The sequence below is a fragment of the Achromobacter sp. CF-sbj1-Ac2-l genome, assembly GCF_052698165.1.
Map to the genome: position 1 here is coordinate 752,582 of NZ_CP199855.1, position 20,836 is coordinate 773,417.

A 20,836-nucleotide genomic window follows, 5' to 3' on the forward strand; every position below is an offset into this window, starting at 1 on the left:
TTTACGCGACTTTATATCTCTGCCGGCCACGCTGCCTAGAATCGCCGGAATGCGACCAGTCTTATAGCCAGGGCATTTGATGAAAATTCGACGATGGCTTGCGCATACTGCCCGGCATAACGTCCCGCATTCCAATTTCAGAGCATCATGCATATCCAATTCCGGTCCGAGCCCCAGGGGCAGCAAGTCCTGACCAAAGCGTTTCCCATGGAAGCGGTCTGGGGGACGGCGGCCGCCAATGTGCCGTACGACGCCTGCGTCACCTGCGTCATTCCGTGCCTGAATGAATGCGAGAACCTGCGCGTGCTGCTGCCGCTGCTGCGCAGCCGGCTGTCGGCGTTGTGCTCCGGCTGGGAGATCATCGTCGCCGACGACGGCAGCACCGATGGCACCGAGGCGCTGATGGCCGAATGGTCCCAGTACGATGGCTTCCGCTACGTGCAACTGTCGCGCAATTTCGGCAAGGAAGCCGCGCTCAGCGCCGGGCTCGAAAGCGCCACCGGCGACGTCGTGATCTGCCTGGATGCGGACATGCAGCATCCGCCCGCCCTGATCGAGCAGATGCTGGCCCGCTGGGCCGCCGGCGCCGAGATGGTCTACGCCGTGCGCGAAACCCGCAGCGACGAGTCCTGGGTCAAGCGCACCGGCGCCCGCTGGTTCTACAAGCTGCTGAGCGGCGCCCGCGGCGTGGACGTGCCGGCCCACGCCGGCGACTTCCGCCTGATGAGCCGCAACGTGGTGGACGCGCTGAACGCGCTGCCCGAGCGCACCCGCTTCATGAAGGGGCTGTACGCCTGGGTCGGTTTCAAGGGCGAGGCGCTGCCTTACACCCCCGACGAACGCATGCACGGCGACAGCCGCTTCGGCAGCATGCGCCTGGCGCGGCTGGCGCTGGACGGCCTGACCGCCTTCACCACCTGGCCGCTGCGCCTGGTCAGCCTCGTCGGCGTGCTGTTCGCCGTGCTGGCGATGGCCTACGCGGCGTACCTGGTGATCGATTTCCTCGTGTCCGGCAACCCGGTGTCCGGCTGGACCACCATCGTGACGGCCGTGCTGTTCTTCGCCGGCGTCAATCTGATCTCGCTGGGCGTGGTGGGCGAATACGTCGCCCGCATCTTCGACGAGGTCAAGGGGCGCCCGCTGTTCGTCGTGCGCCGCCGCCAGGGGCAGGCCGCCCGCGCCGACAAGGTCGCGCACTGATGGCCGCCGCGATGCAACAGCCGGCGCGTTCCGATTGGATCCCGCCGTCGGGCAGGTTCCTGCTCGCCATCGGTTTCTGGCTGGCCTTCCTGGCCTGGGTGCGGCCCCTGACGCTGCCCGACGAGGGCCGCTACGCCGGCGTCGCCTGGGACATGCTGCGCAGCGGTTCGCACATGGTGCCGCTGCTCGACGGCATGCCTTATTTTCACAAGCCGCCGCTGTACTACTGGCTGACCGAGTTGTCCTTCACGGTGTTCGGCGTGCACCCCTGGGCCGCGCGCCTGCCGTCGCTGCTGGCCTCTTGGGCCGCCATTGCCGGGCTGTACGCCTTCGTGCGCCGTTACCGCGACGCCGCCAGCGCGACGCTGACCGCGCTGGTGCTGGCCACCGTGCCGTTCTTCTACGGCGGTTCGCAATTCGCCAACCTGGACATGCTGGTCGCCGGCATGATCACCCTGTGCGTGCTGGCCGCGGCCGACACCGTGCTGCGTGTCGAGCGCGGCGAGGCCTATCGCTGGATGTCGCTGGCCGCCGCCGCGCTGGCCGGCCTGGCAGTCCTGGCCAAAGGCCTGATCGGCCTGGTGCTGCCGGGCGCAATCCTGTTCGTATGGCTGGTCTGGAGTCGCCGCTGGCGTGGCCTGGGGGCGCTGGTCTGGCCGCCCGCGTTGCTGGTGTTTGCGGTGGTCGCGGTGCCGTGGTTCGCGCTAATGCAGATCCGCTATCCCGGGTTCTACGACTACTTCTTCGTCTACCAGCATTTCCAGCGCTTCGCTGCCTCCGGTTTCAACAACGCCCAGCCGTTCTGGTTCTACCTGCCCGTGGTGGTCGGCCTGAGCCTGCCGTGGTCCCTGTGGGGCGGCGGCATCCTGCGCAAGGCGTTCTGGGCGGAGGGCCCCCAGCGCGACCTGCGGCGCCTGGCGCTGATCTGGTTCGTGGTGGTGGTAGGCTTCTTCTCGCTGCCCAACTCCAAGCTGGTCGGCTACGTGCTGCCGGCGTTGCCGCCGCTGGCCTTCCTGCTGGCGGAAGTGATCGTCGCCGCGGCGCGCCAGAAGAGCGACGTCCTGACGCCGCGCCTGGTGCGCATCTGCGTGGCCGTCGGCGCCGGCATCTGTGTGCTGGCCATCGGCATCGCGGCCCACTCCGCCCGTGGCAGCGCCGGCCCGCTGGCCGCGCAGATCCGTTCGCTGGCTCAGCCTGCCGATACCTTCGTGTCGTTGCACACCTATCCGTTCGACCTGGCGCTGTACGCCAAGGCGCCCAACCCGACCTGGGTGGTGGACGACTGGCTCAATCCGGAAGTGCCGGTGCGCGACAACTGGCGCAAGGAACTCTATGACGCCGCCAAGTTCGAGCCCCAGGTGGGCAAGCAGGTGCTGATCAGCGCCGACGAATTCCACGCCCGCCTGTGCGCGGCGCCCGATGGCGCCCGCTACTGGGTCTGGGGCACCAAGTCGGACGCGGGCAGCTACCGCGCCCTGGCCGGCCTCGAACCGGCGGCGAACAGCGTGAAATACGTGATCTGGCAGGTGGTCTCGGACGCCGCGTTCAAGCAGCGGGCTTGTGGCGGAACGCCCAAAGCCGGCTCGTGATGAAGGTGGCCACCGCCAGGCCGATCAGGATGAGCGCCAGCAGGATGTCGTAGCGGATGGCCGTTACCCGCAGCAACCAGGCGTAAGCGGATTCATTGATGATGAAGCCTGCGGCTGAAATGAAGAAGAAACGACGTACTGCTATGGTCCAGGGTGTCTTCGAATGTCTGAACGTGAGCCGATAGTGTCCGCTGAAGGACACCACGAACGCCACCAGCCAGCCGATCAGGTTGGCCAGGAGCGGGGCCGCGCCCAGGCCTTCGACGCAGGCGACCGCGACGCCCCAGTGGGTGGCGGCCGCTGCGCATCCGACGAAGACGAACAGAATGACTTGCTGAAGCAGGGCGCGCATGTGGGGCGTGTCGATGAAAAAAAGCGGGGTGAGGACTTGACCAAACGCATAGTGATTTGCGGTGACGATTTTGGCATGAATGCCGATATTGATGAAGGCATGATCGCGCTCGCCGGCATGGGCCGGCTGAGCGCGGTCAGTTGCCTGTCGCTGGGACCGACCTTCCGCGCCAATGCGGCGCGGCTGGCGGCGCAGGACGCCGATCTCGGCTTGCACGTGAACTTCACCGAGCCCTTGGGCAATGGTTTCGATGCCGACCTGCCGCCGCTGTCGAAGTTGATCCTGCGTGCCTATCTGCGGCGCCTGGATGCGGCCTGGGTCGACCAGCACCTGGCGCGTCAGTTCGACGCCTTTGAGGCAGCCTTCGGCCGCGCTCCCGACTACGTCGACGGCCATCAGCACGTGCACCAGTTGCCCGTGATCCGCGAACGCCTGCTGGTCATGCTCAAGCAGCGCTACGGCGCCCGCATGCCGTGGTTGCGCCAGACGGCGCCCGGCATGCTTTGCGGCATTCCGCTGAAGGAATCGCTCAAGGCGCGCATCATCGGCGCGCTGGGCGCGGCCGAACTGGGCCGCCGCGCCAACCGTGAAGGCCTGCGCACCAACCGCCGGCTGCTGGGTGTCTACGGTTTCGAGGGGGGCAAGCGGCGCTATGCCGACCTGCTGCAGAACTGGCTGTTCAATGCCCGCGACTGCGATCTGCTGATGTGCCATCCGGCCAAGGACAGCCAGGGCGGCAGCGCCATGGCGCGCCAGCGCCGCGCCGAATACGATGTGCTGGCCTGCCCCAAGCTGGGCGACTGGCTGGCCGCCAACGGCGTGCGCATTTCGCGCCTGCCGCACACCGCGCGCTAGGCGCGTCGTGCGCCAGGGCGTCCACGCTTGCCGACATCAGGCCCGCGTCAGGCTCTGCAGCAGCCAGGCGCCGGCCGGTCCCAGCGGTCGGCGGGTCGACCACACCGCGTCCACCCGGATCTGGCGCGGCCAGCCCGGCACCGCCAGTTCCACCAGTTGCCCGCGGCCGAAGCGCTGCAGCATCCAGCGCGGCAACTCGGTCCAGCCAAATCCCAGCGTGGCCATTTCCAGCAGCATCAGGTAGCCCGGCGCCGACCAGGTCGACTGCGACGGCGCGGGGTCCTTGTCGTCCAGCTCATAGGTGCTCAGGCGCAGCTCGCGCTCGGTCTTCAGGTGGTCCCGGGTGACCCCCGACAGCGTCGCCAGCGGATGGCCGCGGCCGACGCACAGCACGATCTCCGACGCTTCGCGCAGCGTCGCGTGGGCCATGTCGGGCGGATAGCTTTCCTGCGCCGCCATCAGCCCCAGGTGGGCGCGGCCCTGCTGCACCAGCGCCACCACGTCCTCGTATTCCGCGATCAGGCACTCGAAGCGCAGCGCCGGATAGCGCTGGTCGATCTGGCTGAGCATGTTCTCAAAGGTTTCGGACTGAAACGTATCCGACAGCACCACGGTCAGGCGCGGCTCCAGTCCGGCGGACAGTTGGCTGGCGCTACGGTTCAGGCGGTCGTTGGCCGCCAGCACCTGCAAGGCCTGGCCCAGCAGCACCTGGCCGGCCTCGGTCAGCGCCGGCTGCCGCTGGCTGCGGTCGAACAGGGTCACGTTCAGGTCGACCTCGAGGTTGGCGATGGTCTCGCTGACGGTGGATTGGCTCTTGCCCAGCTTGCGGGCCGCCGCTGAAAAGGTGCCCTCGGCGGCCACCTGGGCGAAGGTGGCCAGGGATTCCAGGGAATGGCGCATGGATGGGTGTTGTATCGGAATTTCCGATGGATTCTATCTTTATCGTACCGGAAATATCGTCGAAAATCCCCCGGTCACTGAAACAAACGACCTCAGAGGTGGGTCATGACGCAAGCCAAGAAAACCATCAAAGAGCGCTTCATCCACGCTTTCCTGTTCGAGATTCTCGCCATCGGCCTGTGCGCGCCGGTGGCCGCCTGGGCCATGGGCAAGTCGCTGTTCGAAATGGGCGTGCTGACCGCCGTGATCGCCTGGATCGCGCTGGTCTGGAACATGATCTACAACGCCGGCTTCGACCGCCTCGAAAATCGCCTGGGCATCACCCGCAACCTGCGCGTGCGCGTGATCCACGCGTTCGGCTTCGAGCTCGGGCTGATCCTGATCGTGATCCCGCTGGCCGCCTGGTGGCTGAACATCAGCCTGTGGCAGGCCTTCGTGCTGGACATCGCGCTGGTGCTGTTCTACCTGCCGTACGCCTTCTTCTACAACCTGGGCTACGACCGCGCCCGCCCGCGCGTCATGGCCTGGCTGGCGCGCGGCGCCAAGGACGCCGCCGCCCCGGTCGCGAGCGCTACGCGTCAATCACCTTGCGCGTAAACATCTCCAGGTAGTCCATCAGCGAATCCGCGCCCTGGATGGCCGCCGCTTCGTCGCCCGTGGCGATGCCGGCGGCCATGGCCATGTGGCGGCGCGCGCCCTCGGCGATGTCGCCTTCGTGCTGGTAGGCGTACCAGAAGCGCCGGCACTGGATGATCAGCGGTTCCACCGCATTCACGGCCGAGACGTTGCGGCAGGCGCTGTGGCAGACGTGGTCGAGCAACTGGTCGGCCTGCATGTAGTCGTCAAGGTTGCCGCCCTCGGCCGCGCGCACCATCTGCGTCGCGCATTCGACAATCTGGGCGCGTTGCGCCGGCGTGGCGCGGCGCGCCGCGCTGGCGGCGATCAACTGCTCCAGCGCCCGGCGGGTCTGGATCAGGTCCATGTGGTCGGCAAGCTGGATCATCGAGACCCGCAGGCCGCGCCGCGGTTCCTGGCGGATCAGGCCGGCCGCCACCATGCGCAGCAACGCTTCGCGCAGCGGGGTGCGGCCCAGGCCGGTCTTTTCGATCAGATCCGCTTCAACGACCGCGCTGCCCGGCTGCAATTGCAGGGTGGCGATCATGCTTTCGATCTGGTCGTAGGCGACGTCTGCCGCGCGCCTTTTGGGTTCTGCTCCTGCCATCAACGGTTGTTTTCCTTCGTTTTGCGCCACTGCGTGTAGGCCAGCCATTCGCCGACGAACCCGCGCCGGAAGAACGACACGCACAACACGAAAATCAACCCGATGACGATGGTGACGACATCGCCCAGGGTGGCCAGGTAGTTCTGCAGGCTGACGACCAGCGTGGCGCCCACCACGGGGCCCCACACGGTGCCGATCCCGCCCAGCAGCGTCATCAGCAGGACTTCGGTGGAGGTGGCCAGCGACACGTCGTTGAGCGCCACCAGTTGCAGCACCAGCGCCTTGAGCGAACCGGCCAGGCCGGCCACCGAAGCCGACAGCACGAACGCCAGCAGCTTGCACCGATCCGTATCGTACCCCAGCGAAATGGCCCGCGGCGCGTTGTCGCGGATGGTCTTGAGCACCTGTCCGAAGGGCGAATGGATGACCCGGTAGACGAACAGGAACCCCAGCACGAACACGCCCAGCGTGAAGTAATACATGTTGGTGTCGGCGCTCAGGTCCACCAGGCCCAGGAACTTGCCGCGCGGAATGCCCTGCATGCCGTCCTCGCCGCGCGTCCAGCGGACCTGCACCGCCATGAAGTAGGCCACCTGCGACAGCGCCAGCGTGATCATGGCGAAGTAGATGCCGGTGCGGCGGATCGCCAGCCAGCCGATGGCATAGCCGATGGCGGCGGCCATGGCCACGCCGCACAGCATTGCCAGCTCGGGCGGCAGGCCGGCCGCGCCGTACAGGATCATCATTTCGCCGGCGGCATAGCCGGCCCAGCCGAAGAAGGCGGCATGGCCGAACGACACCAGGCCGGTGAAGCCGGTCAGCAGGTTGAAGGCCAGCGCGAACAGCGCGAAGCACAGCACCTTCATCACGAACACCGGATAGACCACTTGCGGGAACCACGGGACCAGCAGCGCCGGCACCAGCAGCAGCGCGAGGATGCGGATGGAAAGAGGGAAGCGCGACACCTTATTTCTCCTTGCCGAACAGGCCCGCGGGGCGCGTCAGCAGCACCACCGCCATCACGATGAACACGACCACGGTGGACGCTTCGGGGTAGAACACCTTGGCCAGGCCCTCCAGCAGGCCCAGCGCCAGGCCGGTGACGATGGCGCCCATGATCGAGCCGAGGCCGCCGATCACCACCACCGCGAACACGATATTGAGCAGGTTGGAGCCCATCAGCGGGTTGATCTGCATGACGGGCGCGGCCAGCACGCCCGCCACGCCGGCCAGCGCCACGCCGAAGCCGTAGGTCAGCGTGATCATCACCGGCACGTTGACGCCGAAGGCCTGCAGCAGCCGGGCGTTCTCGGTGCCGGCGCGCAGCAGCGCGCCCAGCCGGGTGCGCTCGAACAGGTACCAGGTCAGCAGGCACAGCAGCAGCGACGCCACCACCACGAAGGCGCGGTACGCCGGCAGGAACATGAAGCCCAGGTCGAAGCCGCCCTGCAGGATCTCGGGCGGCTCGTAGCCCACGCCGGAGATGCCGTAGAAGTAGCGGAACCCGCCTTCCATCATCAGCGCGATGCCGAAGGTCAGCAGCAGGCCGTACAGGTGGTCCAGGTGGTAGAGCCGCTTGAGCAGCGTCTTCTCGATAACCACCCCGACCGCGCCGACAATCAGCGGCGCCAGCACCAGGGCCGCCCAGAAGTTGATCTGCGCGCCCGGGCCCAGCAGTTGCGGCAACTGGGTGAAGCCGATCCACGCCAGGAACGCCGCCATCATGAACTGGGCGCCGTGGGTGAAATTGACGATGTTGAGCAGGCCGAAGATGATGGCCAGCCCCATGCTGAGGATGGCGTAGAAGCAGCCGTTGATCAGCCCCACCAGCAGTTGGGCGAGCAGGGCGGGAAGCGAGATGTCGAACATAGTGGGCGGCGATCGGACACGGGACGCGTCGGTTTGCGGGAGGCGCGCGTTGCCGCGCGCCGCGGGCGGATCGAACCGGCGCCGGGCGCAAGCCGCCCGGCGCCAGCGGGCGTCAGGACTTGTTCAGCGCGCAGGCGGCCTGCGGCTTGGGAAAGACCTCGTCGCCCTTGAGCACCGACTTCACGTGGTAGTAGTCCCAAGGCGCCTTGGACTCGGCCGGCGCCTTCACCTGCAACAGCAGCATGTCGTGCACCAGCGCGCCATCCGCGCGCAGCTTGCCGTTGCGGATCACGGCGTCGTTGATGGTCATCTCGCGCAGCTTGGCCATGACCGCCGGCGCCTCGTCGGTGCCGGCCGCCTCGATCGCCTTCAGGTAGGACAGCGTGGCCGAGTAGACGCCCGCCTGCGAGGCCGTCGGCATCTTCTTGGCCTTCTCGAAGAACTTCCTGGCCCAGGCGCGCGAGGCGTCGTCGTAGTCCCAGTAGAACGCCTCGGTCAGGTACATGCCCTGTGCCTTGGCCAGGCCCATGCTGTGCACGTCCGAAATGTAGGTGAGCAGCGGCGCCACGATCTGCTTCTTGGTGATGCCGAATTCGTTGGCCTGCTTGACCGCGTTGACGGTGTCGTTGCCGGCGTTGGCCAGGGCGATCACGTCGGCCTTGGAGGCCTGCGCCTTCAGCAGGAACGACGAGAAATCGTTGCCGGGGAAGGGGTGGCGCGACACGCCGACGACGCTGCCGCCGTTCTCCTGGATGACTTCGGTGGCGTCCTTCTCCAGCGAATGGCCGAAGGTGTAGTCGGCGGTGATGAAGTACCAGCTCTTCTTGCCTTCCTTGACCAGCGCGCGCGCCGTGCCGGCCGCCAGCGCGTAGGTGTTGGTGGTCCATTGCGCGTTCAGCGGCGAGCACTTCTCGCCCAGGATCGCCGTCGACAGGCCCGCGGACGGCATGGTCACGCGGTTCTTCTGGCGCGCGATCTCCATCACGGCCAGCGCGGTCGACGCGGTGGGGAAGTCGGTGATCATGTCGACCTTGCCCTGGTCGAACCATTCGCGCGCCAGGTTGGCGGCGACGTCGGGCTTGTTCTGATGGTCGGCGGCCACCACCTCGACCGGCTTGCCCAGCACCTTGTTGCCCATCTCCTCGGCCGCCATGCGCGCCGCGATCACCGAGCCGTTGCCGGCCAGGTCGGAATAGACGCCGGACAGGTCGGTCAGCACGCCGACCTTGACGATGCCGTCGCTGATGCCGGTCTCGGCGTGGGCGGCGCCCGCCAAGCCGATGGCGCACAGCGCCGCTGCAATTCGATTCAATTTCATCTGACTACGCTCCGTAGGGGAATGGGGGGACTGCGGTCGGAAGCAACACGGGAACTGCAATGACGGGGAACTGCGCGCGACGGCCTTCAGATGCCGAGCAGGGTGTTGAGCCGGTCCTGCGACCGCTCGACCTCGGCCCGCTCGATCACGGCGGCCACCTGGCCATGTTCGATGACGTAATGGCGGTCCGCCAGGTGCCGGGCGAAGCGGAAGTTCTGCTCGACCAGCACGGTGGTGTAGCCGCGCTCCTGCAATTGCCGGATCACCCGGCCCAGCGCCTGCACGATGACGGGCGCCAGGCCTTCGGTGATTTCATCGAGCAGCAGCAGGCGGGCGCCGGTGCGCAGGATGCGCGCCATCGCCAGCATCTGCTGCTCGCCGCCCGACAGCCGCGTTCCGGGGCTGTGGGCGCGTTCCTTCAGGTTGGGGAACATCGCGTAGATCTCTTCCACCGACATGCCGTCCGGCCCCACCGAGGGCAGCAGCATGAGGTTCTCCTCGGCGGTCAGCGAGGCGTAGATGCCGCGCTCTTCGGGGCAATAGCCGATGCCCCGGCGCGCGATCTTGTGCGGCGGCAGGCCGATGGTTTCCTGGCCCTGCACCTTGATGGAGCCGCTGCGCCGGCCCACCAGGCCCAGCACCGACTTCAGGGTCGAGCTGCGGCCCGCGCCATTGCGGCCCAGCAGCGTGATGCACTCGCCCGCCTTCACGTCCAGGTCGATGCCGTGCAGGATGTGCGATTCGCCATACCAGGCGTGCAGATCGCGGATCTCCAGCATGGACCGCGCCGGGGTCTTGTCATTCATCTTCCGCTCCCATGTACGCTTCGCGCACCGCGGGGTTCGCGGACACCTCGGCGTACGGACCCTCGGCCAGGATCTCGCCGCGTTGCAGGACGGTGATGGTGTCGCAGATGTCGGCCACCACCTTCATGTTGTGTTCCACCATCAGGATGCTGCGGCCGGCCGAGACCTGCTTGATCAGGTGCTTGACGCGGTCCACGTCCTCGTGGCCCATGCCTTGCGTCGGCTCATCCAGCAACAGCAGTTCCGGCTCCAGCGCCAGCGTGGTGGCGATCTCCAGCGTGCGCTTGCGGCCGTAGGGCAGGTCACCGGCGGCCACGTCCAGTTGCCCGCGCAGGCCGACCTGGTCGAGCAGCTCCTCGACCCGCGCATGCAGCCGCTCCAGCGAGCGCTCCGAACGCCAGAAGCAGTAGTCCACGCCCAGCTTGCGCTGCAAGGCCACGCGCACGTTCTCGCGCACCGACAACTGCGCAAACACCGCCGAGATCTGGAACGAGCGCACGATGCCGCGCCGCGCCGTCTGCGCCGGCCGTTCGCCGGTGATGTCGACGCCGTCGTAGACGATCTGGCCGCGGGTCGGGATGTGGAACTTGGTGAGCAGATTGAAGACCGTGGTCTTGCCGGCCCCGTTGGGACCGATCAGCGCATGGATCGCGCCGCGCCTGACGCTCAGGTTGACGTCGTTGACCGCCACGAAGCCGCGGAATTCCTTGGTGAGGCCCCGGGTCTGAAGGATGATGTCGCTGTGCATGGTGTCCGAGAGGCTGGCGGGAGGATGGCGCGCCCCAGCCCTGCGGGCGCGCCGGTCCTGCTTCGGGCTGGGTCGTTTACTTCGACTGGTATTGCCGCGGCCGCTTGGCCAGCGCCGCTTCGATGATGCCGGCGCAGCGCTCGCGCTCGGCGCCCACCAGCGGCAGGCGCGGACGACGCACGTGCTCGTTGCCGACGCCGGCCAGGGTCTCGGCCAGCTTGATGTTCTGCACCAGCTTGGTCGAAACATCCAGGTGCAGCAGCGGCGTGAACCACTGGTACAGCGCCAGCGCTTCCTGCCACTTGCCGGCCTTCATCAGGTCGTACAGCGCCACTGTCTCGCGCGGGAAGGCGGTCACCAGGCCGGCCAGCAGGCCGTCGGCGCCCAGCGCCAGGGCTTCGAACGACAGGTCGTCGACGCCGATGAACAGTTGATAGCGGTCGCCCAGCTTGTTGCGCAGGTCGGTCACGCGGCGGATGTCGTCGCTGCTTTCCTTGATCGCCACCAGCCATTGGCAATCGGCCAGCTCGGCCATGTGCTCGGGCTTGAGGTCGACGCGGTAGGCGACCGGGTTGTTGTAGATCATGCAGGGCTTGGCGGCGGCCTCGGCCATGGTGCGGATGCTCTGCATCGCCTCGCGCGCATCGGCCACGTAGATGAGCGACGGCATCAGCATGAAGCCGTCCACGCCCAGGTCCACCGCCGCCTTGATGAAGCGCAGCGCCTCGCGGGTGCTGGTTTCCGACACGTTGGCCAGCACGGGGATGCGGCCGCCGCTGACTTCCACGGCGCAACGCGTCACCGCCAGCTTTTCCTCCAGCGTCAGGGTGCTGGCTTCGCCGAGCGAACCGCAGGTGACGAGGCCATGCACGCCGTTGTCGATCAGGAAGCCGAAGTGCTTGCGCATCGCTTCGAAGTCGAGGGTTTCGTCGGCATGGAACTTACTGGTTACGGCAGGAAAGACGCCCTGCCAACGCACGTTACTCAACTGGATTCTCCTCGGATGGCCGGCGCCGCGAAGGAAGGGCGGCGGGTGGGAGAAAGTCTAATATCCGTTAAATATATTTAGAAGATATTTTGATATGGGAGTTTCCCGAGAGCGGGTTTCCCCGGGGAGGACGGTGTGGGCGCCCGAAGGCGCAGGGGAATGGGCGGGAAGGGAGCCAGCGGAATGCCGCGCGCGCCCGCGGGATCGGGCGTGCACGCCCGATCCCGCGGGCGCGACGGATGGCTCGGCCCGTGGTGGCGCGGCGCGAGGGTCAGCCGGCCTTGCGTTGATAGGCGCGGCTGGCGTCGCGCATGAAGGTCTTCACGGCGTCGTCGTATTGCTCGCCGCTGCGGAACGCGCCCGAATGCGTCGCGCCCTCGATCTTGACCAGCCGCTTCAGTTCGGGCGCCACTCCCCGGGCGGCGGCGTAAAGCTCGTCGCTCATGGTGTGCGGCACTACGCGATCGGCGGTGCCATGCATGAACAGCATCGGCGTGTGGAGCTGCGCCAGCGTCTGCACCGAGTCGAACGGTTGCGTGACCAGCAGGCTGGCGCCGGGCACGCGGCCCCACTTCATGGTGGACAGCATCGCGCTGATGCTGGTGAAACTGGATTCGACGATCAGCCCGGCGAAGTCCGGTTGCTCCGGGCGCGCCGCCAGGTTGATCGCAATGGCGCCGCCCAGGCTGTGGCCATAGACGAAGCGGCGCGCCGGGTCCGGTTGCAGGCGGGCCAATTCCTTCAAGCCGGCCATGGCATCTTCCAGCGCGCTGGCCTCGGACGGCAGGCGCGGCGTCGACGCGCCGAAACCGCGGTAGTCGATGGCCAGGATCGAATAGCCCTTGCGGGTCCAGCCGTCGATGCGGAAGGCGCTGCCGTTCAGGTTCCAGCGCGCGCCATGCAGATACAGCACGGTGGGCGCGTCGGCCTGCGGGCTTTGCCAGTACCAGGCCCGAACCTTGTCGCCGTTGGCCAGCGCCAGGTCGTAGACCTGCGTGCCCTTGGCCGGCTCGCGCCACCAGGTCTGCGGCTCGGATTGCGGCGAGAAGATGGTCTGGCGCTGCCAGGAGTCGAGCTGCGAGCAGCCGACCACGCTGGCGGCGGCGAGCACGGCGGCGCCGATCAGGCGGCGCAGGGTGAGGCGGGGCAGGGCGGGCATGGAGGATATGACCCGCGCCGACGGGCACGGTTCCGCCGCCAGCATACAACGGCGGTTGTTGACGGCTCGCGTCAAGCGGTATCCGGATGCATCTCGCGCGCCAGTGCCAGCCAGGCCTGGGCGGCGTGCGAAAGATAGCCGCCGCGTCGCCACACCAGGCCCATTTCCCAGTCCGTGCCGGGATCGCGCACCGGCACCCGCGCCACGCCCGCATGCCGCTCCTCGTTGGCCTTCAGGCGCGGCAGGAAGGCGACCCCCAGGCCGGCCATGACCAGCGCCGCGATGAAGTCGGTCTGGCCGCTGCGGGCGGCAATCGCCGGGGTGAAGCCGGCCCGCTGGCAGGCATCGAGGATGACGCGGTTCAGCGCGAAGCCGGTCTCGAACAGGATGAAGGGCGAGTCGCGCAGTTGTTCCAGGTCGATAGCGGCGGCGCGCGCACCAGCATGGTCGGCGGGCAACAGCGCGATCAACGGCTCGCGCGCCACCGGCTGCCAATCGAGTTCGCCGGATTCCGGGCGCAGCGACGCGGCCAGCTCGATTTCGCCGGCCATCACCATTTCCTCGAGCCGATGGCCGCCATGTTCCAGCAGGCTGATCTCGATCTGCGGATAGCGGCTGCGAAAGCGCGCGAACATCGGCGCGAACAGCGCGTTGCTGCCCAGTGGCGGCAGGCCCAGCCGCAACACGCCGCGTTTCAGGCCGCGCAGCTCGTCCAGCTCGGCGTAGAGATCGTCGCGTTCGGCCAACATCTTGACCGCGCGCCGGTAGACGATCTCGCCTGCCTCGGTCAGCCGCGGCGGCTGCGCCTGGCGGTCGAGCAAGGGCATGCCGATTTCATCCTCCAGTTGCCGCACGGCCTTGCTGACCGTGGGCTGGGTGGCGAACACGACCTTGGCCGCCTGGGAAAAACCGCCCTGGCGGACCACCTCCACCAAGGCGCGCAAGGGGCGCAGATCCATAACTATGCCTGATTGGAATGGGTTGAATTCATCAAATTCATTTTATCTATGCCCTGGCCAGGCGTAAAACGTTTCCATCCCAAGGAATTTCACCCATGTCTCGCCCACGCTATCCCGTTCTCCTGCGCAGCCTGCTGCGCCGCAGCCGCTTGCTGCAGATCGTCCTCATCACCCTGTTTTCCCTGTTGGGCCAGATGCTGGCCAATGCCGCCGGCCTGCCGGTGCCGGGCGGCGTCATCGGCATGGCGCTGGTGCTGGCGTTGCTGGCTTCGGGCCTGCTGCGCGTTCGCAACGTGCACCGGGGCGCGAGCTGGTTGCTGGGCGAGATGCTGCTGTTCTTCGTGCCCGCGGTGATGTCGTTGCTGGACCACCGCGAATTCCTGGGCGTGCTGGGCGCCAAGCTGTTGGCCGTGATCCTGCTGGGCACAGCGCTGGTCATGGCGGGCACAGCGCTGACGATCGACCTCGGCTACCGATGGATGAACCGCCATGCGGGCTGAATTCAATCTGCTGTTCTGGCCGCTGGCCACCGTGTTGGCCTATGCCTGCGCGCGCCTGTTCTATCGCCGCTATGCGTACTGGTGGACGTCGACGCTGGTGGTGGCGCCGGCCCTGTTGCTGATGCTGGCTTTGCTCCTGCATACCGGCTATCGCGACTACATGTCGGGCTCGCACTGGCTGATGCTGATGCTGGGGCCGGTGATCGTTGCCTTCGCGCTGCCGCTGTACGAGCAGCGCGCGCTTATCCGCCGCTACTGGCCGGTGCTGGCGGCGGGGGTGGTGGTCGGCAGCGCCATCGCCGGACTCAGCGCCTGGTTGCTGGGCAGCCTGCTGGACCTGCCGCCGGATCTGCGGCTGAGCCTGTTGCCGCGCTCGGTGGCCACGCCGTTCGCGGTGGCGGTGTCGTCGCACGTCGGCGGCGCACCCGACCTGACCGCGGTGTTCGTCATCGTCACCGGCGTCTTCGGCGCGGCCATCGGCCAGCTCATGCGCCGCTGGCTGCCCCTGCGTTCAGCCCTGGCTCGGGGCGCCCTGTTCGGCATGGGCGCCCACGGCGCCGGCACGGCCAAGGCGCGTGAACTGGCGGCGGAAGAGGGCGCGGTGGCCGGCCTGGTGATGGTGATGGCAGGGCTGTTCAACGTGCTGGTCACGCCCGCCGTGGTGGTGGCGCTGCGGGCCTGATCCGGCCGCGTCAGTGGAAGGCTTCCAGCGCCACCGGATACAGCGAGGCCACCAGCAGCAGCGCCATGCTGACGTTGAAGGCGCGGATCGCCCACGGCTTGTGCAGCACGCGCCGCAGTGCGGTGCCGAAGGTGACCCAGATGCCGATGCTCGGCAGGTTGACGATGCCGCACACCACCGTGGCGATGACCAGGTTGGCGAAGAAGCCGGCCTGCGGCGTATAGGTGGCGATCACGCCGACGGCCATCACCCAGGCCTTGGGGTTGACCCACTGGAAGGCGGCGGCCTGCAGGAAGGTCATCGGCTTGCCGCTGACGGCGCCATCCTCCATGCCGCCCGAGTTGGCGATCTTCCAGGCCAGGTACAGCAGGTAGGCTGCGCCCACGTATTTGAGCACCGTGTAAAGCTGCGGCACCTGTTGGAACACTGATCCCAGCCCCACGCCCACCAGGAAAATCATCAGCGTGAAGCCGAGGTTCACGCCCAGCAGGTGCGGCATGCTGCGGCGAAAGCCGAAGTTCAGGCCGGACGCGGCCAGCATGACGTTGTTCGGCCCCGGCGTGATCGAACTGACCAGGGCGAACATTGCCAGGGGACCCAGCAAGGACAGGGAAGCGAGCGGCACGTCGGCCAGGCTGGCGGGGAACAACGTCATTTCTTGACTCCAATGAAACAGGGCTGCGGCCGGTCCCCGTGGCAGCCCTGGCCGCAGCCTTGCCATGGCGATGCGGCGGAGCGGTCCGCGGGGCTTGCGGGCTGATGCCATTGCTGTCACTCTACGCATAGTTATCGGTACAGTACCGGTACACTTATACATGTCACTTCAACCGCTGGCCTGGTGAAATCCCCATGACAGTTACTTCGCCTTCCATGCCCTGGCAGCCGGTGCGCCAGGCCGACGCCACGCTGGTGGCGCAATTGGCCGACGGCCTGGCCCGGCGCATCGACGAGCAAGGCTTGCGGCCGGGGACGCGCCTGCCGTCCATCCGCAAGATGGCCGAGCAGTCCGGCGTCAGCCGTTTCACGGTGGTGGAAGCCTACGACCGGCTGGTGGCGCGCGGTCTGGTCCAATCGCGGCGCGGCGCCGGCTTTTTCGTGCGCGCGCGCAGCGGGCCGCTGGCCCCGGTCGCCGTGCCCGCTTCCACGCAGAATTTCACGCCGCCGGCGCGGGTCGATATCGCCTGGCTGCTGCGTAGCATGTTCCGCGAGGGCGGCGGGCCAGGCATGCCGGGCGGCGCCGGCTTGCTGCCGGCCGACTGGCTCGATCCCGAAATGGTGGCGGGCGCGGTGCGTGCGGTGGGCCGCTCGGTGCGCGGCCATCTCGTTTCCTACGGCCATCCGCAGGGGTTTTCGCCGCTGCGCCAGCAGATCGCCGCCTCGCTGCAGAGCGACGGCGTGCCCGCTCATCCCGAACGCAATCTGCTCACCACCAATGGCGTCACCCATGCCCTGGACCTGATCGCCCGCCTGTTGGTGCAGCCCGGCGACACCGTGCTGGTCGAGGATCCGGCCTGGTTCGTCATCTTTGGCCGCCTGGCCGCCTTCGGCGCCCGGCTGATCGGCGTGCCGCGCGGTCCCGACGGTCCCGACACCGCCTTGCTGGAGCAACTGGCGGCGCAGCACAAGCCGAAGCTGTTCATCATCAACAGCGCGGTCCACAACCCCACCGGCCACACTTTGTCGGCGGGCGCCGCCTACGACATCCTGCGCATCGCCGAGCGTCACGATTTCATGGTGGTGGAAGACGACACCTACGGCGAGTTGCATCCGGGCGGCGCCATGAAGCTGGCGGTGCTGGACCGGCTCAATCGCGTGATCCTGGTCAGCGGCTATTCCAAGATGCTGGCGGCCAGCCTGCGCGTGGGCTATCTGGCCGCCAATCCCGACATCCTGCAGAAGCTGGCCGACCTGAAGATGCTGGCCGGGCTGACTTCGCCCGAGCTGGGCGAACGGGTGGTGCACCGGGTGCTGATGGAAGGACAGTACCGGCGCCATATCGAGCGCGTGCGGCTGCGGGTGGACGAGGCCCGCCAGCGCTGCCTGAAGGGCCTGCAGAAGCTCGGCCTGACGATCCGGCACGAGCCGCAGGCAGGCATGTTCGTGTGGGCCGATTGCGGGCGCGACAGCGAGGTGCTGGCTCGCGCCGCCGCCGACCAGGGCATGCTGCTGGCGCCCGGCACGCTGTTCTCGCCATCCCAGGGGCCGTCGACCATGTTGCGGTTCTCGGTGCCGATGGTCGATGACCGGGGCGTGTGGAATATGCTGGAAAAGCTTTTCGCCTGAAACGGCTCCTACAATAATACGCAGTCACCCCCATCAAGGAATCGCCATGTCCGCACCCATCAAACCCCTCACCGAGAATTTCGCCGTCGCCCCGCAACTGGGCCCCGACGACATGGCCGACGTGGCCGCCGCCGGCTACAAGAGCGTCATCATCAACCGTCCCGACTTCGAGGGCGGCCCCGACCAGCCGACCGCCGCCGACGTGTCCAAGGCCGCCGCCGCCGCCGGCCTGAAAATCGAATACCAGCCGGTCGTCGGCAGCGCCATGACCGCCGCCGATGTGGTCCGCTTCGCCGAATTGCTGCGCACCCTGCCGGGCCCGGTGCTGGCGTACTGCCGCACCGGCACCCGCTGCACCAACCTGTTCGCCGCCGCCCAGCAACTGGGTTGACGCGCATCAAGGACCCCGGGTTCGCTTGATGTGAACCTGGCGGGTTTCCGGTAGCATGGAGCTTCCTCTCAAACAGGAGCAGGCAAGATGTTCAAGAAGATCCTGATTCCCACCGACGGCTCGCCGCTGTCGGCCCAAGCCGCCAACGCCGGCATTTCCTTCGCGCGCTCGGTGGGCGCTGACGTCGTCGCCCTCTACGTGACGCAGCCGTTCGCCGCCACCATCGGTTTCGACGGCATGGCCGCGGCCTACGCCATCACCGACGAAGACTACGAAAAGGCCTCGGCCGAACAGGCCGACAAGTACCTCAAGCAGATCACCGACCGCGCCGACACCGCCGGCGTGAAGTCCGAGGCGCGCGCCGTGTCCAACTTCAACGTGGCCGACGGCATCGTCCAGGCAGCCGCCGACGCCGGTTGCGACCTGATCTTCATCGGCAGCCACGGCCGCAGCGGCCTGTCGCGCCTGCTGCTGGGCAGCGTCACCGCCAAGGTGCTGTCGCTGGCCAGCACCGCCGTGCTGGTGTACCGCGTCAAGGAAGAAAAGAAGTAGATCCGGCCTCGTTGCCCGTGTCAGGCCGCTGTCAGGCCTCCCGGCGCCGATGCCGGGCCCGGCCCCTCCTGGCGAGGGGCTTTTTCTTGTCCGCGCCATTCCCTATGACCCATATGGCTAAAGCTTGTAAACCGGCCCGCGGCGCGTAATATTTACGGATAAGTGCGGGCGCGGTTTCGCAACACCCGAGCACACCTCTCAACGCGGCATGGCGCCCGCCGCGGCAGTATCCGGTCGGACCTGCCGCCTACTCCTGGTGATTACTGCAAGGAACGAGGCCATGACTCGCAAGACGCCTATCGAGCTATACCGGAACATCGGCATCAGCGCCCACATCGACGCGGGCAAGACGACGACCACCGAGCGCATCCTCTTCTATACCGGTATCACCCACAAGATCGGCGAAGTGCACAACGGCGCCGCCGTGATGGACTGGATGGAGCAGGAACAGGAACGCGGCATCACCATCACGTCCGCCGCCACCACCGCCTTCTGGAAGGGCATGGGCGGCAATTATCCCGAACACCGCATCAACATCATCGACACGCCGGGCCACGTCGACTTCACCATCGAGGTCGAGCGCTCCATGCGCGTGCTGGATGGCGCGGTCATGGTCTATGACGCGGTCGGCGGCGTGCAGCCGCAATCCGAGACCGTCTGGCGCCAGGCCAACAAGTACCGCGTGCCGCGGCTGGCCTTCGTCAACAAGATGGACCGCGTCGGCGCGGACTTCCTGCGCGTGCAGCGCCAGATCAGCGAACGTCTCAAGGGCGACGCCGTGCCGGTGCAACTGCCGGTGGGCGCCGAGGACGGCTTCGAGGGCGTCATCGACCTTGTCAAGATGAAGGCCATCATCTGGGACGACGCCAGCCAGGGCGTGCGTTTCGAGTACCGTGACATTCCACCGGCGCTGCAGGCGCAGGCGCAGGAATGGCACGACAAGATGGTCGAGAAGGCCGCCGAGGCCAATGAAACGCTGCTGGAGAAATACCTGGGCGGCGAGGCGCTGACCGAGGCCGAGATCAAGCAGGGCCTGCGCCAGCGCACGGTCGCCAACGAGATCGTGCCGATGCTGTGCGGCAGCGCCTTCAAGAACAAGGGCGTGCAGGCCATGCTGGATGCCGTCATCGACTACCTGCCGTCGCCGGTCGACGTGCCCGCCATCAAGGGCCACGACGAGCGCGACCACGAAATCGAACGCCATCCCACCGACAAGGAGCCGTTCTCGGCGCTGGCCTTCAAGATCATGACCGACCCGTTCGTCGGCCAGTTGGTGTTCTTCCGCGTCTACTCCGGCGTGGTCAAGTCCGGCGACTCGGTCTACAACCCGGTCAAGGAAAAGAAGGAACGCCTGGGCCGCATCCTGCAGATGCACGCCAACGAGCGGCGCGAGATCACCGAGGTCTATGCCGGCGACATCGCCGCCGCGGTAGGCGTCAAGGACGTCACCACGGGCGATACGCTGACCGATCCGGCGCACGTCATCGTGCTCGAACGCATGGTGTTCCCCGAGCCGGTCATCTCGCAGGCGGTCGAGCCCAAGACCAAGGCCGACCAGGAAAAGATGGGCATCGCCCTGGGCCGGCTGGCGCAGGAAGATCCCTCATTCCGCGTGCGCACCGACGAGGAGTCCGGCCAGACCATCATTTCCGGCATGGGCGAGCTGCACCTGGAGATCCTGGTCGACCGCATGAAGCGCGAGTTCGGCGTCGAGGCCACGGTGGGCAAGCCGCAGGTGGCCTATCGCGAGACCATCCGCAAGACCTGTGACGAAGTCGAAGGCAAGTTCGTCAAGCAGTCGGGCGGCCGCGGCCAGTACGGCCACGTGGTGCTCAAGCTCGAGCCGCAGGAGCCTGGCAAGGGCTACGAGTTCGTCGATGCCATCAAGGGCGGCGTGGTGCCGCGCGAGTTCATCCCGGCGGTGGACAAGGGCATCCGCGAGGCGCTCAACGCCGGCGTGCTGGCGGGCTATCCGGTGGTCGATGTGAAGGTGACGCTGTTCTTCGGTTCGTACCACGACGTGGACTCGAACGAGAACGCCTTCAAGATGGCCGGTTCGATGGCCTTCAAGGAAGGCATGCGGCGCGCCGACCCGGTGCTGCTGGAGCCTATGATGCAGGTCGAGGTGGAAACGCCCGAGGACTTCACCGGCAACGTCATGGGCGACCTGTCGTCCCGTCGTGGCATGGTCCAGGGCATGGAAGACATCGCCGGGGGCGGCGGCAAGGTGGTGCGGGCCGAGGTGCCGCTGGCCGAGATGTTCGGCTACTCCACCTCGCTGCGCTCGCTGACGCAGGGCCGCGCCACCTACACGATGGAGTTCAAGCACTACGCCGAAGCGCCGCGCCAGGTGGCGCAGGAAGTGATCGCGGCCCAGGGCACGGGCCGCTGAATCCGGAATCGCTCGTAACAAGGGCCACCCGCGCGGTGGCCCTTTTTTCTTTCTCGCGCTTCAGGCTGGCA

22 protein-coding genes are annotated in these 20,836 nt (G+C 67.2%); 10 read left to right on the forward strand and 12 right to left on the reverse strand.

Features of this window, described 5'->3' with window-relative positions; genetic code table 11:
* The first annotated feature begins 207 nt into the window (after window positions 1-207).
* Together ACUDCK_RS03505 and ACUDCK_RS03510 are read left to right on the forward strand one after the other, a co-directional pair.
* Window positions 208-1,200, forward strand: coding sequence for a glycosyltransferase family 2 protein (locus tag ACUDCK_RS03505; RefSeq protein ID WP_064526266.1), 993 nt, complete (start codon window positions 208-210; stop codon window positions 1,198-1,200).
* Window positions 1,200-2,789, forward strand: a complete 1,590-nt coding sequence (locus ACUDCK_RS03510; RefSeq protein ID WP_175168065.1) for a glycosyltransferase family 39 protein — start codon at window positions 1,200-1,202, stop codon at window positions 2,787-2,789. Before ACUDCK_RS03505 ends, ACUDCK_RS03510 begins: the two co-directional genes overlap by 1 nt.
* On the opposite strand, the gene ACUDCK_RS03515 is transcribed toward ACUDCK_RS03510, so the two are convergent.
* Window positions 2,746-3,141 (reverse strand): GtrA family protein, encoded by a 396-nt coding sequence (locus ACUDCK_RS03515; RefSeq protein ID WP_081273537.1) that lies wholly within the window; start codon window positions 3,139-3,141, stop codon window positions 2,746-2,748. The two genes, ACUDCK_RS03510 and ACUDCK_RS03515, sit on opposite strands and share 44 nt — an antisense overlap.
* A gap of 36 nt (window positions 3,142-3,177) precedes the next feature.
* On the opposite strand from ACUDCK_RS03515, the gene ACUDCK_RS03520 reads away from it, so the two are divergent.
* A complete protein-coding gene (locus ACUDCK_RS03520) occupies window positions 3,178-3,996 on the forward strand; it encodes a ChbG/HpnK family deacetylase (RefSeq protein WP_054503551.1) in 819 nt (272 codons plus the stop codon).
* Between the two features lie 36 nt (window positions 3,997-4,032).
* On the opposite strand, the gene ACUDCK_RS03525 is transcribed toward ACUDCK_RS03520, so the two are convergent.
* Complete coding sequence (locus ACUDCK_RS03525; RefSeq protein WP_064526166.1) at window positions 4,033-4,896, reverse strand: LysR family transcriptional regulator; 864 nt, start codon at window positions 4,894-4,896, stop codon at window positions 4,033-4,035.
* A 105-nt stretch (window positions 4,897-5,001) separates the two neighbouring features.
* On the opposite strand from ACUDCK_RS03525, the gene ACUDCK_RS03530 reads away from it, so the two are divergent.
* Window positions 5,002-5,493, forward strand: coding sequence for a multidrug/biocide efflux PACE transporter (locus ACUDCK_RS03530; protein WP_175168066.1), 492 nt, complete (start codon window positions 5,002-5,004; stop codon window positions 5,491-5,493).
* On the opposite strand, the gene ACUDCK_RS03535 is transcribed toward ACUDCK_RS03530, so the two are convergent.
* From ACUDCK_RS03535 to ACUDCK_RS03575, 9 genes are all read right to left on the reverse strand, one after another.
* Entirely contained in the window at window positions 5,468-6,118 is a 651-nt protein-coding gene (locus ACUDCK_RS03535) for a GntR family transcriptional regulator (protein WP_064526163.1), read from the reverse strand. The genes ACUDCK_RS03530 and ACUDCK_RS03535 overlap by 26 nt on opposite strands.
* On the reverse strand, window positions 6,118-7,083 hold the full coding sequence (locus ACUDCK_RS03540; protein ID WP_054506155.1) for a branched-chain amino acid ABC transporter permease: 966 nt from the start codon (window positions 7,081-7,083) through the stop codon (window positions 6,118-6,120). Before ACUDCK_RS03540 ends, ACUDCK_RS03535 begins: the two co-directional genes overlap by 1 nt.
* 1 nt (window position 7,084) lies before the next feature.
* On the reverse strand, window positions 7,085-7,987 hold the full coding sequence (locus tag ACUDCK_RS03545) for a branched-chain amino acid ABC transporter permease (protein WP_006388713.1): 903 nt from the start codon (window positions 7,985-7,987) through the stop codon (window positions 7,085-7,087).
* 112 nt (window positions 7,988-8,099) lie between these two features.
* Complete coding sequence (locus tag ACUDCK_RS03550; protein WP_175168067.1) at window positions 8,100-9,305, reverse strand: ABC transporter substrate-binding protein; 1,206 nt, start codon at window positions 9,303-9,305, stop codon at window positions 8,100-8,102.
* A gap of 86 nt (window positions 9,306-9,391) precedes the next feature.
* Window positions 9,392-10,111: an ABC transporter ATP-binding protein gene (locus ACUDCK_RS03555; RefSeq protein ID WP_175168068.1), complete on the reverse strand. Its 720-nt coding sequence runs from the start codon at window positions 10,109-10,111 to the stop codon at window positions 9,392-9,394.
* A complete protein-coding gene (locus tag ACUDCK_RS03560; RefSeq protein WP_054503509.1) occupies window positions 10,104-10,859 on the reverse strand; it encodes an ABC transporter ATP-binding protein in 756 nt (251 codons plus the stop codon). The genes ACUDCK_RS03555 and ACUDCK_RS03560 overlap by 8 nt, the downstream gene beginning before the upstream one ends.
* 76 nt (window positions 10,860-10,935) lie before the next feature.
* Window positions 10,936-11,847, reverse strand: coding sequence for a dihydrodipicolinate synthase family protein (locus ACUDCK_RS03565; RefSeq protein ID WP_064526157.1), 912 nt, complete (start codon window positions 11,845-11,847; stop codon window positions 10,936-10,938).
* A 271-nt stretch (window positions 11,848-12,118) separates the two neighbouring features.
* The gene (locus tag ACUDCK_RS03570) at window positions 12,119-13,006 is read right to left on the reverse strand and encodes an alpha/beta hydrolase (RefSeq protein WP_064526156.1); all 888 of its coding nucleotides are present in this window, start codon (window positions 13,004-13,006) and stop codon (window positions 12,119-12,121) included.
* A 71-nt stretch (window positions 13,007-13,077) separates the two neighbouring features.
* Window positions 13,078-13,965 (reverse strand): LysR family transcriptional regulator, encoded by an 888-nt coding sequence (locus ACUDCK_RS03575; RefSeq protein ID WP_054503512.1) that lies wholly within the window; start codon window positions 13,963-13,965, stop codon window positions 13,078-13,080.
* Window positions 13,966-14,060: 95 nt separating this feature from the next.
* Between ACUDCK_RS03575 and ACUDCK_RS03580 the strand changes: the two genes are divergently transcribed.
* Both ACUDCK_RS03580 and ACUDCK_RS03585 read left to right on the forward strand, forming a co-directional pair.
* Window positions 14,061-14,465 (forward strand): CidA/LrgA family protein, encoded by a 405-nt coding sequence (locus ACUDCK_RS03580; protein ID WP_175143904.1) that lies wholly within the window; start codon window positions 14,061-14,063, stop codon window positions 14,463-14,465.
* Window positions 14,455-15,147 carry an LrgB family protein gene (locus tag ACUDCK_RS03585; protein WP_175143903.1) on the forward strand — a complete coding sequence of 231 codons (693 nt, stop codon included), beginning with the start codon at window positions 14,455-14,457 and terminating at the stop codon, window positions 15,145-15,147. The genes ACUDCK_RS03580 and ACUDCK_RS03585 overlap by 11 nt, the downstream gene beginning before the upstream one ends.
* 10 nt (window positions 15,148-15,157) lie before the next feature.
* On the opposite strand, the gene ACUDCK_RS03590 is transcribed toward ACUDCK_RS03585, so the two are convergent.
* Window positions 15,158-15,802 (reverse strand): LysE family translocator, encoded by a 645-nt coding sequence (locus ACUDCK_RS03590; RefSeq protein WP_054503515.1) that lies wholly within the window; start codon window positions 15,800-15,802, stop codon window positions 15,158-15,160.
* A 230-nt stretch (window positions 15,803-16,032) separates the two neighbouring features.
* On the opposite strand from ACUDCK_RS03590, the gene ACUDCK_RS03595 reads away from it, so the two are divergent.
* From ACUDCK_RS03595 to fusA, 4 genes are all read left to right on the forward strand, one after another.
* Window positions 16,033-17,430: an aminotransferase-like domain-containing protein gene (locus ACUDCK_RS03595; protein ID WP_144657102.1), complete on the forward strand. Its 1,398-nt coding sequence runs from the start codon at window positions 16,033-16,035 to the stop codon at window positions 17,428-17,430.
* A gap of 46 nt (window positions 17,431-17,476) precedes the next feature.
* Window positions 17,477-17,821, forward strand: a complete 345-nt coding sequence (locus tag ACUDCK_RS03600) for a TIGR01244 family sulfur transferase (RefSeq protein WP_025137488.1) — start codon at window positions 17,477-17,479, stop codon at window positions 17,819-17,821.
* A gap of 87 nt (window positions 17,822-17,908) precedes the next feature.
* Window positions 17,909-18,373 (forward strand): universal stress protein, encoded by a 465-nt coding sequence (locus ACUDCK_RS03605; RefSeq protein ID WP_006388728.1) that lies wholly within the window; start codon window positions 17,909-17,911, stop codon window positions 18,371-18,373.
* 280 nt (window positions 18,374-18,653) lie between these two features.
* Complete coding sequence (gene fusA / locus ACUDCK_RS03610) at window positions 18,654-20,765, forward strand: elongation factor G (protein ID WP_116791542.1); 2,112 nt, start codon at window positions 18,654-18,656, stop codon at window positions 20,763-20,765.
* Window positions 20,766-20,836 lie beyond the last annotated feature (71 nt).

Coding starts and splice junctions, on each gene's coding strand:
- ACUDCK_RS03505 (WP_064526266.1), top strand. CDS start 208: ATGGAAGCGGTCTGGGGGACGGCGGCCGCCAATGTGCCGTACGACGCC.
- ACUDCK_RS03510 (WP_175168065.1), top strand. CDS start 1,200: ATGGCCGCCGCGATGCAACAGCCGGCGCGTTCCGATTGGATCCCGCCG.
- ACUDCK_RS03515 (WP_081273537.1), bottom strand. CDS start 3,141: ATGCGCGCCCTGCTTCAGCAAGTCATTCTGTTCGTCTTCGTCGGATGC.
- ACUDCK_RS03525 (WP_064526166.1), bottom strand. CDS start 4,896: ATGCGCCATTCCCTGGAATCCCTGGCCACCTTCGCCCAGGTGGCCGCC.
- ACUDCK_RS03530 (WP_175168066.1), top strand. CDS start 5,002: ATGACGCAAGCCAAGAAAACCATCAAAGAGCGCTTCATCCACGCTTTC.
- ACUDCK_RS03535 (WP_064526163.1), bottom strand. CDS start 6,118: ATGGCAGGAGCAGAACCCAAAAGGCGCGCGGCAGACGTCGCCTACGAC.
- ACUDCK_RS03545 (WP_006388713.1), bottom strand. CDS start 7,987: ATGTTCGACATCTCGCTTCCCGCCCTGCTCGCCCAACTGCTGGTGGGG.
- ACUDCK_RS03550 (WP_175168067.1), bottom strand. CDS start 9,305: ATGAAATTGAATCGAATTGCAGCGGCGCTGTGCGCCATCGGCTTGGCG.
- ACUDCK_RS03555 (WP_175168068.1), bottom strand. CDS start 10,111: ATGAATGACAAGACCCCGGCGCGGTCCATGCTGGAGATCCGCGATCTG.
- ACUDCK_RS03560 (WP_054503509.1), bottom strand. CDS start 10,859: ATGCACAGCGACATCATCCTTCAGACCCGGGGCCTCACCAAGGAATTC.
- ACUDCK_RS03570 (WP_064526156.1), bottom strand. CDS start 13,006: ATGCCCGCCCTGCCCCGCCTCACCCTGCGCCGCCTGATCGGCGCCGCC.
- ACUDCK_RS03575 (WP_054503512.1), bottom strand. CDS start 13,965: ATGGATCTGCGCCCCTTGCGCGCCTTGGTGGAGGTGGTCCGCCAGGGC.
- ACUDCK_RS03580 (WP_175143904.1), top strand. CDS start 14,061: ATGTCTCGCCCACGCTATCCCGTTCTCCTGCGCAGCCTGCTGCGCCGC.
- ACUDCK_RS03585 (WP_175143903.1), top strand. CDS start 14,455: ATGCGGGCTGAATTCAATCTGCTGTTCTGGCCGCTGGCCACCGTGTTG.
- ACUDCK_RS03590 (WP_054503515.1), bottom strand. CDS start 15,802: ATGACGTTGTTCCCCGCCAGCCTGGCCGACGTGCCGCTCGCTTCCCTG.
- ACUDCK_RS03600 (WP_025137488.1), top strand. CDS start 17,477: ATGTCCGCACCCATCAAACCCCTCACCGAGAATTTCGCCGTCGCCCCG.
- ACUDCK_RS03605 (WP_006388728.1), top strand. CDS start 17,909: ATGTTCAAGAAGATCCTGATTCCCACCGACGGCTCGCCGCTGTCGGCC.
- fusA (WP_116791542.1), top strand. CDS start 18,654: ATGACTCGCAAGACGCCTATCGAGCTATACCGGAACATCGGCATCAGC.